General features: G+C 43.9%; 16 protein-coding genes. 7 read left to right on the forward strand and 9 right to left on the reverse strand.

Annotated elements, in window-relative coordinates:
• Positions 1-2: 2 nt before the first annotated feature.
• The 5 genes from fabD to yceD form a co-directional block, all read right to left on the reverse strand.
• Positions 3-926, reverse strand: a complete 924-nt coding sequence (gene fabD / locus VTAP4600_RS05285) for an ACP S-malonyltransferase (protein WP_102521829.1) — start codon at positions 924-926, stop codon at positions 3-5.
• A 132-nt stretch (positions 927-1,058) separates the two neighbouring features.
• A complete protein-coding gene (locus VTAP4600_RS05290) occupies positions 1,059-2,012 on the reverse strand; it encodes a beta-ketoacyl-ACP synthase III (protein ID WP_102521830.1) in 954 nt (317 codons plus the stop codon).
• A 5-nt stretch (positions 2,013-2,017) separates the two neighbouring features.
• On the reverse strand, positions 2,018-3,043 hold the full coding sequence (plsX, locus tag VTAP4600_RS05295) for a phosphate acyltransferase PlsX (RefSeq protein WP_102521831.1): 1,026 nt from the start codon (positions 3,041-3,043) through the stop codon (positions 2,018-2,020).
• A gap of 10 nt (positions 3,044-3,053) precedes the next feature.
• Entirely contained in the window at positions 3,054-3,224 is a 171-nt protein-coding gene (gene rpmF, locus VTAP4600_RS05300) for a 50S ribosomal protein L32 (RefSeq protein WP_102521832.1), read from the reverse strand.
• A gap of 37 nt (positions 3,225-3,261) precedes the next feature.
• Positions 3,262-3,786 carry a 23S rRNA accumulation protein YceD gene (gene yceD / locus VTAP4600_RS05305; protein ID WP_102521833.1) on the reverse strand — a complete coding sequence of 175 codons (525 nt, stop codon included), beginning with the start codon at positions 3,784-3,786 and terminating at the stop codon, positions 3,262-3,264.
• 137 nt (positions 3,787-3,923) lie between these two features.
• Here yceD and VTAP4600_RS05310 point away from each other — a divergent pair, with 137 nt between their 5' ends.
• On the forward strand, positions 3,924-4,505 hold the full coding sequence (locus VTAP4600_RS05310; RefSeq protein ID WP_102521834.1) for a Maf family protein: 582 nt from the start codon (positions 3,924-3,926) through the stop codon (positions 4,503-4,505).
• Between the two features lie 124 nt (positions 4,506-4,629).
• Here VTAP4600_RS05310 and rluC read toward each other — a convergent pair whose 3' ends face one another.
• Positions 4,630-5,583, reverse strand: coding sequence for a 23S rRNA pseudouridine(955/2504/2580) synthase RluC (gene rluC / locus VTAP4600_RS05315; protein ID WP_102521835.1), 954 nt, complete (start codon positions 5,581-5,583; stop codon positions 4,630-4,632).
• Positions 5,584-6,216: 633 nt separating this feature from the next.
• Between rluC and rne the strand changes: the two genes are divergently transcribed.
• From rne to cobO, 3 genes are all read left to right on the forward strand, one after another.
• Positions 6,217-9,174 (forward strand): ribonuclease E, encoded by a 2,958-nt coding sequence (gene rne / locus VTAP4600_RS05320; protein WP_102521836.1) that lies wholly within the window; start codon positions 6,217-6,219, stop codon positions 9,172-9,174.
• Between the two features lie 302 nt (positions 9,175-9,476).
• Positions 9,477-11,033, forward strand: coding sequence for a SulP family inorganic anion transporter (locus VTAP4600_RS05325; RefSeq protein WP_102521837.1), 1,557 nt, complete (start codon positions 9,477-9,479; stop codon positions 11,031-11,033).
• A gap of 135 nt (positions 11,034-11,168) precedes the next feature.
• Complete coding sequence (cobO, locus tag VTAP4600_RS05330; protein ID WP_102521838.1) at positions 11,169-11,774, forward strand: cob(I)yrinic acid a,c-diamide adenosyltransferase; 606 nt, start codon at positions 11,169-11,171, stop codon at positions 11,772-11,774.
• Between the two features lie 4 nt (positions 11,775-11,778).
• Here cobO and VTAP4600_RS05335 read toward each other — a convergent pair whose 3' ends face one another.
• From VTAP4600_RS05335 to VTAP4600_RS05345, 3 genes are all read right to left on the reverse strand, one after another.
• Complete coding sequence (locus VTAP4600_RS05335) at positions 11,779-12,732, reverse strand: endonuclease/exonuclease/phosphatase family protein (protein WP_102521839.1); 954 nt, start codon at positions 12,730-12,732, stop codon at positions 11,779-11,781.
• A 106-nt stretch (positions 12,733-12,838) separates the two neighbouring features.
• Positions 12,839-13,486 carry an HAD family hydrolase gene (locus VTAP4600_RS05340; protein ID WP_102521840.1) on the reverse strand — a complete coding sequence of 216 codons (648 nt, stop codon included), beginning with the start codon at positions 13,484-13,486 and terminating at the stop codon, positions 12,839-12,841.
• 106 nt (positions 13,487-13,592) lie between these two features.
• Positions 13,593-14,384 carry a hypothetical protein gene (locus VTAP4600_RS05345; protein ID WP_102521841.1) on the reverse strand — a complete coding sequence of 264 codons (792 nt, stop codon included), beginning with the start codon at positions 14,382-14,384 and terminating at the stop codon, positions 13,593-13,595.
• 269 nt (positions 14,385-14,653) lie between these two features.
• On the opposite strand from VTAP4600_RS05345, the gene VTAP4600_RS05350 reads away from it, so the two are divergent.
• Genes VTAP4600_RS05350 through VTAP4600_RS05360 form a run of 3 tightly spaced genes read left to right on the forward strand, consistent with a single transcriptional unit; the run spans position 14,654 to position 17,185 of the window.
• Positions 14,654-16,192 (forward strand): AMP-binding protein, encoded by a 1,539-nt coding sequence (locus VTAP4600_RS05350; RefSeq protein WP_102521842.1) that lies wholly within the window; start codon positions 14,654-14,656, stop codon positions 16,190-16,192.
• Entirely contained in the window at positions 16,173-16,397 is a 225-nt protein-coding gene (locus VTAP4600_RS05355) for a hypothetical protein (protein WP_102521843.1), read from the forward strand. The genes VTAP4600_RS05350 and VTAP4600_RS05355 overlap by 20 nt, the downstream gene beginning before the upstream one ends.
• A complete protein-coding gene (locus VTAP4600_RS05360) occupies positions 16,394-17,185 on the forward strand; it encodes an LpxL/LpxP family acyltransferase (protein WP_172443078.1) in 792 nt (263 codons plus the stop codon). Before VTAP4600_RS05355 ends, VTAP4600_RS05360 begins: the two co-directional genes overlap by 4 nt.
• Positions 17,186-17,337 lie beyond the last annotated feature (152 nt).

Genomic DNA, 17,337 nt, shown 5'->3' on the forward strand with positions numbered 1-17,337 from the left:
GCTTACTTAGCCGCTTCTAAACTCGTTGCGTCATTAACAGGCGCTGCGGTAAGTGTTTTTACAATTCGTTTTGTCAAACCCGTTAGAACTTTGCCTGGGCCAAGTTCAAATAGTTTTTCAATGCCTTGCTCGCTCATTTTCTCAACGCCTTCAGTCCATCGAACTGGGCTGTATAGTTGACGAACAAGCGCATCTTTAATTTTCGCTGGATCTGTTTCAGTTGCGACATCCGCATTGTTGATCACAGGCAAGCTTGGTGCAGTAAAGGTAATCGCCTCTAATGCAACGGCCAATTTTTCGGCTGCTGGTTTCATTAACGCACAATGAGAGGGAACGGATACTGGTAATGGTAGCGCGCGTTTAGCACCGGCTTCTTTACACAATACACCTGCACGTTCAACGGCGGCTTTGTTACCAGCAATAACGACTTGACCAGGAGAGTTGAAGTTAACAGGAGAGACAACTTCACCTTGCGCTGCTTCTTCACAAGCTTTTGCAATCGCGTCATCAGCCAAACCGATGATTGCGTACATAGCACCAATACCCGCAGGAACGGCTTCTTGCATCAGTTGGCCGCGAAGTTCCACTAGCTTGATGGCTTCTTTAAAGTCAATCACGCCAGCACACACAAGCGCTGAATACTCACCAAGGCTGTGGCCGGCGAGCAGTTCAGGCTGCGCTAATCCTTGTTCTTGCCATACACGCCACAGTGCAACAGACGCTGCCAAGAGTGCAGGTTGTGTACGGAATGTTTCATTCAGTTTTTCAGCAGGGCCATCTTGAATAAGAGCCCATAAGTCATAACCAAGCACTTCAGATGCTTCTGAAAAAGTAGACTTAACAACATCATGCTGCTCGCCTAGCTCAGCTAACATGCCAAGAGCTTGAGAGCCTTGACCCGGGAATACAATCGCAAATTTGCTCATCGTTTTTTCCTTAAAGCAATGCAATAAAAACAATACCAAATAGCCAAAACATGACCATTTTCATGGTTAAGAATCAATATCTCTTATATCGACATTTTATCGATAAGAAAGTTTCGCTATTCGGCCGATAACTTAGAATCGAACGAGTGCCGATCCCCACGTGAAACCACCACCAAATGCTTCTAACAAGCAGGTATGTCCACGTTGAATTCTGCCGTCACGTACGGCTTCATCTAGTGCCGTTGGCACGGTCGCTGCAGAGGTATTTCCATGACGATCGAGTGTAATCACCACTTGATCAAGCGACATTGACAACTTTTTAGCTGTCGCGCTGATAATACGCATGTTCGCTTGGTGAGGTACAAGCCAGTCTAATTCTGATTTGTCCATGTCGTTTGCCGCTAACGTATCTTTAACCAAACGTGCAAGCTGAGTCACTGCAACTTTGAATACTTCGTTGCCAGCCATGTGTAACCACTTATCCATTTCAGGATTCGTTCGGCTTGCAGCAGGTAGGCTAAGCAAATCACCAAATTGGCCGTCAGCATGAAGATGAGTAGAGATGATGCCAGGCTCTTCGCTTTGACTCACAACCACCGCCCCCGCACCATCACCAAATAAGATGATAGTAGAACGATCCGTTGGGTCACATGCTTTAGAAAGCGCATCAGCACCCACTACCAGTACGTTTTTACACATACCAGATTTAATATGTTGATCCGCAACAGACAGTGCATAAACGAAACCAGAACATGCCGCCGCAATATCGAAAGCTGGACAGCCTTTAATTTCAAGCATGCCTTGCACTTGGCAAGCTGCTGATGGGAATGTATGGCTGCTACTGGTTGTTGCAACGATGATAAGATCTATGTCGTGTTTATCGATACCGGCCATTTCAATCGCATTAACCGACGCATGGTATGCCATATCGGCAACCGTTTCGTCTTCTGCCGCTATGCGACGCTCTTTAATACCAGTACGAGTGACGATCCACTCATCAGTGGTCTCTACCATTTTTTCAAGGTCTGCGTTCGAACGCACCTGTGTTGGCAGGTAGCTGCCTGTTCCTAATATTTTGCTATACATGAAGACTAATAATGCCTCTCGAGTAAAACCGCTTCCAAACGATCGCTGATCCGGGTTGGAACTTGTCGTTTGATCTCGTGTACTGCCTCACCAATTGCATTAACAAGAGCAGGTACATCAGCACTTCCATGACTTTTTATGACAATGCCGCGCAATCCTAGCAAACTTGCTCCGTTATACTGGTCGGGGTTCAATGATTTCAGTTCATTTAGTAAGCCAGAAAACAATTTTTTTGCAATCCAAGCTTTTAATCCAGATGCCGCTAAATGACTTTTAAGTCGATTTAGAAACAGATTGGCCACGCCTTCTGTTGTTTTTAAACATACATTGCCAACGAAACCATCACAAACCACCACATCGGCAGCGTCATGCAATAACTGATCACCTTCTACGTAACCAACGTAATTCACTTCGTCCGAAGCGCTAAGTAACTCAGCACAACGTTTGACAAGGTCGTTGCCTTTAATGTCTTCTTCGCCAATATTGAGGACGCCCACGCGAGGTACTCTACCAAGGTGTTCTTGTGCTAACGCACTGCCCATCACGGCAAATTGGAATAATGTGTCTGCATCGCATGATACGTTAGCGCCAAGATCAAGCATCCAAGTTTTATTACCACTGACCGTCGGCAAAGCCGATACTAATGCTGGTCTTTCTATTCCTGGCAGTAATTTTAAGCGAAAGCGAGAAAGCGCCATTAACGCACCGGTATTTCCGCCGCTTACGCAAGCATCTGCCACTCCTTCAGCCACTGAGTCGATAGCCAGACGCATTGAGCTGCCACTACTATTACGCAGTGCTTTGGATGGTTTTTCAGAATTAGAAATTGTGCGATCACTGTGCTTAATAGTGAGTCGTGAATTCGGTATGTACCCAATTCGAGAAAGTTGAGATGTGATCGTATCGCGATCACCAATAATGATCACTTTGAGCTCTGGGAAATGCGACAATGCCTGCACGGCGGCAGGCACTGTTACGCGAGGACCGAAGTCCCCGCCCATTGCATCAAGTGCAACGGTAATATTTTGCAAAGGGTCAACCTTACTTGTTAACAACCTTTTTGCCACGGTAGAAACCGTCAGCTGTCACGTTGTGACGTAGGTGAGTTTCACCTGAAGTTGCGTCTACAGAAAGTGCTGCTGTAGTTAGCGCATCGTGTGAACGACGCATGCCACGCATTGAACGTGATTTCTTGCTCTTTTGTACGGCCATTGACCCTACTCCTATGTTATTACTTAACCGTTAAAAATTAACGTTTTAAGTTTTTTAAAACATCAAATGGGTTAGGTTTTTCATCCACAATATCTGCTGGAATCTCACCGAACACCAAATTGTCTGATTTAACGCTACAATCCGCATCATCGTGCATTGCTATTTGAGGCAAATTCAAAATGAACTCATCTTCAACTAGTTTAATTAAGTCGACTTCACCGTACTCGTTCAGATCTACCAAATCGTACTCTTCGGGTGCATCTTCTTCACTTTTCTCATTAAAATAAGGAGTACAAGTAAAGTTGACTTCACACTCATGTGTGAAAACTTCATTACAACGTTGACATTCTAAGTCGACTTGAGTGTTAGCTTTACCAGAGATAACTACAAGTCGCTGCTCATCGAGCCCAAATGACAATAACACTTCTGCGTCGCGTTTTACGCCAACGGTTGTCTCTGCTAAACGCTTAAGAAGACTGATTTGGATGCTGCCATCAAAATCTAATCGTTTTTGAGCTGTTTTCGCCGGATCTACCGTGCGTGGAATTTTTACCTTTTGCATAGGGCGCGAATATTATCTTTCTAATCACTTAGAGTCAAAGAAAAAGGCGAAAAAGTTAAGTTTTTTTCAATTACTAACGTCAAACAAGATAAACTTACTTTAAAGTAACCAAAACGAACCAAACTGCAGCCTTACTCATGACCAAACAAGCCCTTATTTTAGCCTCAACATCACCATTTCGACAACAGTTATTAGCTAAGTTAAATATCCCGTTTAGCGTTGCTTCACCAGACTGCGATGAAACTCCACTCAAGGGAGAAACGCCGATAGAACTGGTAAGACGCTTGGCTCAAGGAAAAGCTCAAGGGTGCCAGACTCATGAGCACGCCTTGGTCATAGGTTCTGATCAAGTCTGTGTCATCGACGGGTTGATAGTGGGCAAACCTCACAATCGTGTAAATGCCATCAAACAGTTAACCGCCCAAAGTGGTAAGAGCATCACTTTCTACACTGGTGTCGCTTTATATAACACCACAACCAAGCAATGTGATGTAGAACTTGATACCTTCATTGTGCACTTTCGTTCACTCAGCCAGTCCATGATTGAAAACTATGTCGATAAAGAGCAACCCTACTTCTGCGCCGGTAGCTTTAAAAGTGAAGGTTTAGGCATTGCCCTGTTTGATAAACTGGAAGGAAAAGATCCCAACGCACTGGTTGGATTACCACTTATAACCTTGATTAAGATGCTTGAGAAGCAAGGCGTTGAGGTGATCTAGGGGCAGAAGGCAGAAGGCAGAAGGCAGAAGAAAAAGCCTAGATGATAAAACAAAAAGAGCAAAAGAACCTTCCTCGATTCCTTTGCTCTTTGCTGTATCCGATCTTTTACTTCGCTATTAGAACTTAGCTTTTAGCCCTTAATCCAGCCAACGCTCTTTCAAGCCTATTTTCCATCGGTGCAGAGATATCCATCTTATCGCCACTGCCTGGGTGCTCAAACTTGATGTTCGCAGCATGTAGGAACAAGCGATCTAACCCTACCTTTCCGGTATAGGCATCAAAGCGTCGATCTCCGTATCGATCATCCCACGCGATTGGATGACCGGTATACTGAGCATGCACACGAATCTGATGCGTGCGCCCAGTTATCGGACTCGCCTGAATTAACGTGGCATCCTTGAAGTTTTCAAGCACTTTGAAACGTGTTTCTGACGCTTTGCCGTTAGGGTTAACACGAACAATGCTGTTCACTTCATTTTTAAGTAAAGGGGCATTCACCACTTTACAACTTGATTTCCAAGCGCCCATCACTAAAGCAAAATAATACTTCTGGACCGTCTTTTCTCGAAATTGAGCTTGCAAGTGGCGCAATGCTGAACGCTTCTTAGCGACCAGTAAAATACCAGACGTGTCTCTGTCGATTCGGTGCACCAGTTCTAAGAAACGTGCATCTGGACGCAAAGCACGTAAGGCTTCGATCGCACCAAATTTTAAACCACTGCCACCATGTACTGCGATGCCTGACGGTTTATTCAGAATCAGCATATGATCATCTTCATGAATAATATGTTGTTCTAATTCCGCGACTTTATTTAGCTTAGTACTCACAGGAGCCGCTGATGCTTCCGCCTCTTCGGTCGTTTTAACCGGAGGGATACGCACGATATCACCAGCCTGTAACTTGTACTCTGCTTTAATACGTTTCTTGTTTACTCGAACTTCGCCTTTACGCAAAATGCGGTAAACCATACTCTTAGGGATATTTTTAAGCTGATTACGCAAAAAGTTATCAATTCTTTGCCCAGCCATGTCATCGTCAATGTCGACGAATCTGACACTAGTTTTAATCTCATTCATGCGGCGCATTCTAACACTGAAAGGTAAGACTACCAATTGGAATAACATCGTTAAGTAAGAAAGAAAAGGCGAAATACAAGCAAGATAAAAACTTACAAAAATGGAGGATTAGATAAGCTGTGCATAAGTAGTGGGTTACTTTTCAACCAATCAAAAGAAAAATCGCTATAGCCCCCGTAAATTCTTAGCTTCCAGACAACATAACAGCACTCACCTCTCTTTTTTTGCGTACAAAATGATAAAGCGGATTGCCGTGTTTTCATTGCACTGCTATAGTTCTCAGCTGCAATGATGTGATTGGTTATATTTCACACTATTAAAACCAGTCTCATCGCAATGTACTAGCAATGAGAGTAGAAAACTTCTTAGTCTTTATGCAGCAATGGGCGTCAGACATATTACAAGAAGTATCAATTGTCGCTCTACTCACCTTACCAATGATGAGTTATTCCGCCTAAGTACGCGGGCCACATCAATTTTCATAAATCGATGTGGCAACTGAGTGTCCGCGAGCATCCCTTCCAGCCGAGAGGTTGCAACGAATATCCACGGGATCAGACACCATAGGTAAAGACGCTAGGCGACAAGCTGAATCAAAGAAAATAACGAAAAATATAACGAGATTTTTAAACAATGAAAAGAATGCTTATCAACGCAACTCAAAAAGAAGAGTTGCGTGTCGCTTTAGTCGACGGACAGCGCCTATTTGATCTAGATATCGAAAGCCCTGGCCACGAATCAAAAAAAGCGAACATATACAAAGGACGTATCACTCGAATTGAACCAAGCCTAGAAGCTGCATTTGTAGATTACGGCGCAGAGAGACACGGCTTCCTACCCCTTAAAGAAATCGCTAAAGATTACTTCCCTGCGGGTTACACTTACCAAGGCCGTCCAAGCATTAAAGAAGTGCTTAAAGAAGGCCAAGAAGTTATTGTTCAAGTAGAAAAAGAAGAACGTGGTAGCAAAGGTGCTGCTCTGACTACTTTTATCTCTCTTGCGGGTAGCTATCTTGTTCTTATGCCGAACAACCCTCGTGCCGGTGGTATTTCTCGCCGCATCGAAGGTGACGAGCGTACTCAACTTAAGGCAGCACTAAGTACATTAGAGCTACCTCAAGGTATGGGTCTTATCGTCCGTACGGCTGGTGTTGGTAAAAGCGCAGAAGAGCTAGAGTGGGATCTTAACGTTCTACTTAACCATTGGAATGCCATCAAAGATGCCTCTAATGACAACCCTGCTCCATTCCTAATTCACCAAGAAAGTAACGTAATTGTTCGCGCTATCCGTGACTATCTACGTCGCGATATTGGTGAAATATTGATTGATAGCAACACCATTTACGAACGTGCTAAACAGCACATTCAACTTATTCGCCCTGATTTCCTAAATCGCGTGAAGAAGTACGACGGTGAAGTGCCTCTATTTAGTCACTACCAAATTGAAAGCCAAATTGAATCTGCATTCCAACGTGAAGTTCGTTTGCCTTCAGGTGGCTCAATTGTTATCGACCCAACCGAAGCACTAACGTCTATCGATATTAACTCCTCTCGAGCAACGAAAGGCGGAGATATCGAAGAAACAGCACTAAACACTAACTTAGAAGCTGCAGATGAAATTGCTCGTCAATTGCGTCTACGAGATCTGGGTGGTTTGGTTGTTATCGACTTCATCGATATGACGCCAGTTCGTCACCAACGTGAAGTAGAAAGTCGTTTACGTGAAGCTGTTCGTATGGACCGCGCACGCGTTCAAATCGGCCGCATCTCACGCTTTGGTCTATTGGAAATGTCACGTCAACGTTTAAGCCCGTCACTGGCTGAAGCGAGTCACCATATTTGTCCTCGTTGTACGGGTACGGGTGTGGTTCGTGATAACGAATCTCTAGCACTGTCTGTTCTTCGTTTGATTGAAGAAGAAGCACTAAAAGACAACAGCATCCAAGTGCTTGCCGTTGTGCCTGTTGCTATCGCTTCATACCTGTTGAACGAAAAGCGTCGCTCTGTAAACCATATTGAAAAATCACAAAACGTGAAAATCACAATTGTGCCAAACTCTGATATGGAAACCCCACACTTCGAAGTAATTCGTATCCGTGATGGTGAAGAGCAAGACCTTCTTTCTTACTTAGTACCTAAGAAACTTGAAGCGCTAAAAGAAGCAGAAAGCAAAGAGCCATCTGAAGCAGAAATCAAGCCTAAGAAACTTGAAGAACCTGCACTTAAAGGTTTTGCCGCTCCTGCGCAATCAGCTCCGACTCCTGCTCCGATGCCTAAAGCGGATACCGCTACTACGCCAAAAGCAGCAGAAGAAAACGCTGAACCTGGCCTATTAAGCCGCATGTTTAAAGCTCTAGGTAGCTTCCTATTTGGTTCTTCTGAAGAAGCAAAACCTGAAGAAAAGAAAGAAGAAAAAACTGACAACCGTCGCGACAATCAACAACGTCGTGGCCGTAAAGATCAACGTGACAACCGTCGCCGTAACTCACGTGATGGCAACCGTCCACAGCGTAATAACAAGCGTCGTGACGAAGAGTCTACTCAAGATCGCAACAACGAGAATAAGCCTAAGGCCGACACTCGTAAACCTAGACAAGAACGTAAACCTAGACAGGAACGTAAGCCTAGAGACGAAGCTAAAACTAATGAACTTGCAGAGCAAGGTAAGCAGCTAGCAGCAGAAGCGCAAGCTGAAACACCGGTTGTTCAAAAAGAGAAGAAAGCGGAACAAGTTAAAGAACGCCGCCAACGTCGTAAAATGAACAAGCAAGTTCGAGTTAAAGCCCAACAAGAGCAAGCAGCCGAAGAAGCGAAAGCAACAGAAGCACTTGCAAACGCGGAACAAACTGAAGCGAAGCAAGAACCACAGGCAAAAGCTGAAGGTGAAGAGAAGCAACGTCGTAATCGTCGCTCTCCTCGTCACTTACGTGCAAGCGGCCAACGCCGCCGTCGTGGTCGCGATCGTCGTCCTAACCCATTCCGTCTACGCAAGGGTGGTGTAGCCTCTCCTGAAATGGCGATGGGTAAAGTGATGCCTAAGTACGACCTCTACAAGCCTAAGAAGCGCAACAAATCTGAAGAGAAACAAGTGGATGCTGTACTACCACTATCTCTTCCTGTTGGTGGTTTTGCTTGCCCTGAGATGTCGATGGGTAAAGTCATCATCATGCGTCCTGCTGTGGTTGAACAAGCGCCGGTTGAAGCTAAAGTTGAAACAGTTGAAGCGACTGCCTCTCCAGTTACAGAAGTAACCGTTGAGACCAAAGCGCCAGTTGTTGAAGCCAAAGTTGAAGAACAAACAGCCAAGGCTGAAGTTCCGAATGCTCCAGTAGTTGAAGCTCCAGAGCAAAAACCAGTTGTTGAGGCTGATCCGGTTGTTGAAACGAAAGTCGTTGTCGCTAAAGAATCTCGTGCTCCACATAAGTTGAAGTCACAAGTTTCTGCTCCAATGGCAAGTGCGCCAGGTAACCAAGAACTGAAAGAAATTGAAGTGATTGCTGCGCCATTCCGCACTGAGACGTTCCAGCCCAAAGGTGCCGGTAGTCAAGCTGCGTCAAGCCAAGCGTCTGCAACAATGTCTAAAACACTGTAAGTGTAAATAGACAATAAGTACCCTTTAAAAGACCGCACTCTTTAGTGCGGTCTTTTTGTATAAATAACTTTAGACTAAGGCTCTTGAAACAATCTGCTCCATTCACATCTGAAACAACTCAATCGTTAATATTAATCAATTGTTCATAGAACAATCACTCTATCAATATTGAACTTCATCACGCTTTTCGGTACGATGCGCGCACTTACATATCGAAACATTACGCTGTTCTTTTACATTGACACTATTTGACCCAGCCTATCTTCGATAACATTCACCTCTAGCTAATTGACTGAGCAAAAATGTTCGAATTTCCACAGTTTTCTAAACACTCTGTTAAAAACGATGTGCTTTCTGGTTTAACCGTAGCACTTGCCCTTGTCCCTGAAGCCGTAGCCTTTGCTTTTGTAGCCGGCGTTGACCCTATGGTCGGCCTATACGCCGCATTCATTGTTAGCTTGATCACGTCTATTTTAGGTGGTCGCCCAGGCATGATTTCTGGTGCTACTGGTGCGATGGCGGTTGTAATGACGAGCTTAGTACTTACACACGGTATTCAATACTTATTTGCCGCCGTTTTACTCGCCGGTATTTTGCAAATCACCGCGGGTATTTTCAAACTGGGCAAATTTATCCGAATGGTTCCACACCCGGTAATGATTGGCTTCGTTAATGGTTTGGCTATTGTTATCTTCTTAGCTCAGTTAGGTCAGTTTAAAGCACCAGATTTAACGGGCGCATTAACTTGGTTACCCCAAGACCAAATGATGTTAATGATGGGCTTGGTTCTTTTAACCATGGCGATCATTCACTTCTTACCAAAAGTTACGACAGCTGTCCCTTCTTCTTTGGTTGCTATTTTTACTGTGACCGCATTAGTTCAAGGCTTAGAACTTGATACTCGTACCGTTGTGGATTTCTTACGTAGTATGTCTGGTGATAGCGCTGCAACATTAGCAGGCTCATTACCAACCTTCTCTATTCCGAATGTGCCAGTTTCAATTGAGACGCTGCAAATCATCTTGCCATACGCAATCATCCTTGCTGCTATCGGTTTGATTGAATCACTGCTAACACTGACCGTTATCGATGAGATGACAAACACCCGCGGCCAAAGTAACCGTGAATGTGTTGGTCAAGGTGTGGCTAACGTTACCTGTTCAGTATTTGGTGCGATGGGCGGTTGTGCGATGATTGGTCAATCAATGATCAACGTTAATTCCGGCGGTCGTGGTCGACTTTCTGGTATTGTCGCAGCATTGAGTCTGTTGTTCTTCATCCTATTCGGCTCTGCGCTTATCGAAATGATCCCGCTGGCAGCACTTGTTGGTGTTATGTTCATGGTTGTGATTGGCACATTCGAATGGGCTACCTTTAAATTGGCACGTCGTGTACCAAAACAAGACTTCTTCGTTATCGTATTGGTTACGGTTGTTACCGTACTAACGGACCTAGCCGTCGCTGTGCTTGTCGGTGTTATCGCTTCTGCTCTTATGTTTGCATGGCAACACGCTAAGCACATCTACGCGTCAAGCCACTTGAATGCAGAAGGCTCAAAAGAATACCATATCAATGGACCAGTATTCTTCGGTTCAGCCGCAAACTTCCTAGAGTTGTTTGATGCACAAAACGACCCTGACGATGTTATTGTCGACTTTGCTAACTCACGTGTTACGGATCACTCAGCTATCGAAGCTATTGAGACCATTGCTGAGCGCTACAGTGCTCTTGGCAAAACGCTTCATCTTCGTCATTTAAGCCAAGATTGCCGCGCACTATTGCACAAAGCGGGAAGCTTAGTTGAGATCAACGTAAAAGAAGATCCTAGCTACAAAGTTGCTACTGACATTCTTGCTTAATCGTTAGTAACGCTAATAACTATTAAAACCAACGTATTTACGTTGGTTTTTTTTGCACTTAATTTTCCTAAGGTTTTTACCGAACGCAAGATAAGTTACTATATTGTAAAGCCAAATAGAGATCTAAGGGACAACATGCCTTCTCAACAAAGCAAAGACGAACGCTATCAAGCTCGTCAAAAAAAAGTAAAAGATAAAATTGATGAAAAGATTGCGGCGGCTCAAGAAGTAAAAGGACTGTTGCTCGTTATTACTGGTAATGGCAAAGGCAAATCTACTTCTGGTTTTGGAACCATATGCCGTGCAATTGGCCATGGCTTGAATTGTGGAGTCACTCAATTCATCAAAGGTACTTGGGATAACGGAGAAAAAAACCTCCTGGAAAAGCTGGGTGTCGAATTTCATGTCATGGGAACGGGTTTCACTTGGGAAACGCAAGATAAACAAAAAGACACCGAGGCCGCTCAAAAAGTTTGGCAGGAATGTAAGCGCATGCTGACCGATGAGTCCATTGACGTATTGCTATTTGACGAACTGACTTACATGGTTAACTACGGATACATCGAGTTGGAAGAGTTGACTGAAGCATTGAAAAACCGTCCTCCGATGCAATCCGTTATTATTACTGGCCGTGGCGCCCATAGAGAATTAACCGAATTAGCTGACACAGTGTCTGAAGTACGCAATGTTAAGCACGCATTCGAAAATGGGGTAAAAGCATTAAAAGGTGTCGATTGGTAATCGTTTAATTACCTAAAATAGTGCCTATTGAAGTCAATATAGGACTGTGATCAGAACCTTCAAACTCTAATAAAGTACGGCGACTGCAAATCACGTACTTTATTTTTGCTTCACTCTTTAACCACAAGTGGTCTATCGCTATCCTCGCCCGCGACGGAAACACAATCCCTGAAAATTTCGTAGGCCAACTTCCAATCGGCTGCTGCTCATAACCGACAAGCATTTCTTTATATCTCTGACTCTGTGACGATAAGTTAAAATCTCCCACGACCAATGTTGTATTTAAAGCAGAAGACGACACCAAAGCTTCCAGCGCACCAATAGTCGAGTTGCGAGCTAACCATAGAGATTCACTTCTAGGGGAAGGCGGGTGACCGACATAAAGCGCAATATCTGTGTTAAATTTCGGCTGCCAAATTCCTTGAATGAGTTTATGGCCGTAAGCCGAGTTGTGTACGTTCATTCCATACAATAAGCTTTTACTAAGTACCATTTGGCCACTTGGATAGCCTATCTTAGACTGCCCGCCATATTGATACGGGTAGACATTGTCTAACACCCGAAACTGTTCCCCATGCTCCGGAGACACTTCCTGCAAAACAACAAGGTCGATAGGTTGCGTTCGAACATACTCAATAAAGGAAGAAAGATCGGGATTTTCGTAACGAAGATTATATTGAACAATAGAAAGGGGGTTTACGCATGAACCTTCACGCTCATAGCTTGCCGGTGTAAGGTAAAAAAGCCAGATAAATGCCAGCGGAAGTGTACATACGACAAGTCGATAATGAGCAGACAATAAAAAAAACACGAATAAGATTGCGTAGTACCCAACGAGTATAGCGGGTATACCTGCTACGTTTTCCATCCACCAAATCGGACTAAATAGCCCCGCCGAGCCAAAAAGCAATGACGGGACGACAATCAATCCGATATACGAATAGTGCTTTTTTATCACCTATTAGCTTACCATTCATTCCTTAGTATTTATTAATCTAGCAGACAACCGCTATAATTTTAAGGGCAGTAACACACCTACCCGACTTACAACCTATGAAACGCTTCTATTTGAGTTCTGTTAAAACCAATTCAAGGGACGAACGAACCTGATGGCCAAGCGCTAATATCTCTTCACACGGTTCAACAAGATCGGGAATTTGATAGGTAGTCATATTCGCGGCAACGGCAGATCGAACCCCGTTATTTGAGTCTTCAAACGCTAGACAGTTCTCAGGGGCAACACCGAGGCGACTTGCCGCGAGCAAATAAATCTCAGGATCTGGTTTACCCTGTTTTACTTCACATCCTGTAGCCAGAACATCAAAATACTGACTAAGCCCCGCTAATCGTAATTTGGTTTCCGCGACTTCTTTTCGTGTCGAGGTAGCAACAGCCATAGGATAGTTATTTCTTTTCAACCACTCTAACAGTTCAACTACTCCTTCTTTAACCGGAATAGCTTGGTGCATAACAACGGCATCATAGCGTTTACGCCATTCAGCATTCAGGCTTGGATAATCCAAATCGGGTCCATATCCATCGCAAATAGCCTGCTCAATACCAGCCGCATTACGCCCAATAATCGTTAGGTACACATCTTGCAAAAATGGCACGTTACGTACTTCACATGCTTGCTGGAATATTTTCATGCATACACGCTCAGTATCGAGCAAGAGTCCGTCCATATCAAAAATTGCGGCTTGAAACATCATAGTTATCATCAAAAGAAGTCAATCGAAGCCCGTATTCTACACGAGCTCGCAACGTAACATAGTCAATATGCAGTAAATAACTCAAGCAACCCAGTCAGCAATACACTCATTTAATTAGTATGTTACTTTGATGAGCATAGTTCCCATCTGGCCATAAATGGACTGGGTATTGGTAATCAAACGATTCCATCATGTTGACTAATTCTGGCAATTTCTGCTTTAAAGAACGTCTGTTCTTGATCATCATTTCATCAGATTGTAGATCCGCCGACGAACCTAAGTACGCCGCAGTGGCCAGATAGAAAAACTCTACGGTTTTGCAGCTATCATCACAGGTAGGATCGTCATAAGAATAGCTGCCTTGTTGCTCTGCCTTTTGCCATTGTTTATATAGCAAGCTGCCTTGTGCTTTGGTATCACTAAAAACGGTCGGAGCAAGGTTTTGCCAACCCGCATTCACAATTAAATGATGAATTTCTTCTTGAGACGCATCTCGTCTATCAATGGGGGCTGTTTCCTCTCCCGAAAGGTCTTGCCCAATAGTATTCTCCAGATCAGGTTCAATCTTTTCAAACGCTTGCTCACTAAAGCCTCTAGCACTCATCAATAGCGTCGCTTTGTTTTGCTTTAATAGAGGTAACAAACGTGGTTCATCGACCTTCCCATCCTGATCATTATCCAACCATTGTGCAGTTACATTCGCGGCATGGACAAGTTTGGTTCGCTTTACCTCTTTGGTCGCACAAATAGTCACGCTATTAAAAACAATCGCACTCTGAGTAAAGAAGTCCGCAGGGCACACCTCTAATGCACTCGTTGAGCTCTGGAACTCATCGCTGGCAAACGTGCTAAACGGCAAAGCCAAAAACATGAAGCAGCAGACAGTATTCATTTTCATCACAGATAACCCTTACAACAAATCGTTAGACACATCTTAATGCTATTTTCGATACTCTTCTGTCACGAATTGTCACTCCATTCTCCTGCATAAATTGATGCCAAATCACCATCAGCCCTTACGCACCCAATATGATTACGTTAAGAGAGGCCGTAAACAAAGTGTGATATGTATTATGACAAACCATACATATCAATACAAAACTATGATATTTTCACTTCGCCTCATTTTGTACAGTGTTCATATAAGTAAGAACTTGAGAAACGACTGTGTCTTCTACTATCAAAAAAATTTGGCAAAACTTCAATCGATTAGGCGATCATTACGAAGCTTTGTGGGTAAACAACAAAAGCTACTCATATCGCGACTTGGCTACCCGCTCACAAAAAGTCAATTTGAACTTGAAAGCATGCAGTGCGCACCAAAAAACGGTTGCTGTTTTAGCAACACGTTCTGTCGATACTTATAGTGCACTTCTGGGGACTTTATTTAGCGGCAACATCTTTCTACCGTTAAGCCCTAAACAACCAGAGCAACGGCTTGTGGATATTTTACACGCGGCCCACTGCGATCTCATTATCGCGTCACCGTGTGATCGCGATTTGATCGATCGATTGCTACAAGCTTTACCTCTACTACAAATTATTTGGCAAACAGAACACCCAAATGACCAAGAAAACGGATCGGTCATGAAGATAAACGACGAAGCAGAGAACGTTGACATCGCGACAGGCGGTTACGCGTACCTGATGTTTACCTCAGGCACTACGGGAACGCCGAAAGGTATTGGCATTACGCATCAAAATTTAGATCAATATATCAACCATATGGATTCATGTTTCGAATTCAATTCTGACGATAAATTTTCTCAACACTCTGATTTAACGTTTGACCTTTCTGTACACGACTGGGCACTGTCGTGGAGCCATGGAGCCGCACTGTATGTTTTACCAGAGCTACTGAAAAGTTGTCCGGTAGACTTTATTCGATTTCATGGCATTACCAGCATGCTCGCTGTTCCCAATATCATCCCTTTGTCTGCCCAATTAAACAAACTTGAGAAAAACAGTATCCCATCTCTAAGGCACAGTTTTTTTTGTGGGCAAGCACTCAGTGTCGATCATGCCTCGCAGTGGGCGCAAGCGACGAATCGAAAGCTGGTCAACCTTTACGGACCGACAGAAGCAACAATTGCAATAAGTGCCCATGAGTTCAACCTCCAGAAAGACTATCAAGCACCCTACGTGCCTATTGGCAGTATGTTCAAGGGCCAAACATCAAGGTTAGTGCCTATTGCACACTCTGACTGTGCACGTTTGTATATCCAAGGGGAGCAAGTAATCAATCATTACTGGCACAACGCGATCGCCGACAAACTGGCTTTTCAGCAAGATTCACAGGGTGAAATTTGGTACGACACAGGTGACATCGTGACTGTGAACGAGAACGGGCTGAACTATAAAGGAAGACAGGATCACCAAGTCAAAGTTCAAGGGCACCGCATAGAACTGGGAGAAATAGAAAGTACCGTCCGACAATTAGGCTTCGAAAGCGCTGCTGTACCTTGGCCGATAAATGAACATGGCGAGGCTATAGGGTTAGTTTTATATGTCATCGAAACATCAAAAACGAACCGTCCAGCTATAGAAAAACACCTTCGTATGAAACTGCCCAATTATATGATCCCTAGCAGTATTCATTTTTGCCAGCGTTTACCTATTAACATTAATGGCAAAGTTGATCTTAAGGATCTTCAAACGCAACTAAACAAACTATCAGGAAAAACTCATGATCCAAGCATACATTAATGATTACTTGGCCAATTTTGGCCACCAATTATCAGACGAAAGTACCATTTTCACCGAAATAGACTCTATGCAGTTCATTGGTTTACTTTCCCATTTAACTCAGCATGGCATTAATGCAGACTTAAGTCAGTTTCATTTGCCGATGTCTGCGAGTTTACGAGACTTTATTCAATGGCTCGAACCCTTCTCAAAGGAAAACTCATGACTCCAGAGCGTGGCGTTTCACTCGTGGCAAAGATACCGACATGCCTTCATGCCGTTATCGCCAAATTTACTGCCACTTTAATCCATAAAACCCGATGTGATGTCGCTTATAAAGGGCTCGAAAAAGCGTTCCCAAGTATTCGTCATACGGATAAGCAGCGTTTATCTCGCACTTCTGCCTACAACCAATTAATGTCGCTATTTAGGTGGCTACATATTGATAAACAAAACATACAAGCTGAAGGAGTAAATGAAATAAAACACGCAGCCAGCGAGCGGCAAGGTGGCATTGTCCTGTCTTTGCATCTAGGTATTGCGGACGCGCCTACATGGGTACTTAACCAAAACGGAATTGAAACAAAAACCATCGTCGGAGCGGGTTCTGATGGTAACAATAAAGAGAGCCAATGGGTTGCCGCTCTGTTAGAACATCGTGACTGCCCTTATATTTCTAGATCGGATAACTTCATCGTTCAAGCCATTCAAAATATAAACCATGGCTGTTGGCTCATGTTCCACTGCGACATGAATGCGCCCGGAGAGAAACACACTTTTTTTACACACCCTACTCAAATCCCGGCCATCGGCATTCAATTAGCAATGCTCAGCAATACACCGATTTACTTTAGCTACGGTTGGCAAGACGGTGATATTTACCGTACCAAATTTACGAAATTTGAAACCAAAGAGAATTTCGAGCAATCCGTTTCACACCTTGTAGAACAAATGGAAACAACAATACGTTCTCACCCAGAACACTGGATTTGGCATTACAACCGCTGGAAGTAGCACAAGTTGATGCGTTACTGCTAAGAGAATCACCACGTTCATGACCGTTGCAATCAAAAGGATGATTAGCCTATGTTTTACTCTAGAGTACTTGTTACTATTTTACTCTTAACCCCACTTAATGCGGTTTTCGCGCAACATGCACCTTTGTG

The organism is Vibrio tapetis subsp. tapetis (assembly GCF_900233005.1).
GTDB classification, from domain to species: domain Bacteria; phylum Pseudomonadota; class Gammaproteobacteria; order Enterobacterales; family Vibrionaceae; genus Vibrio; species Vibrio tapetis.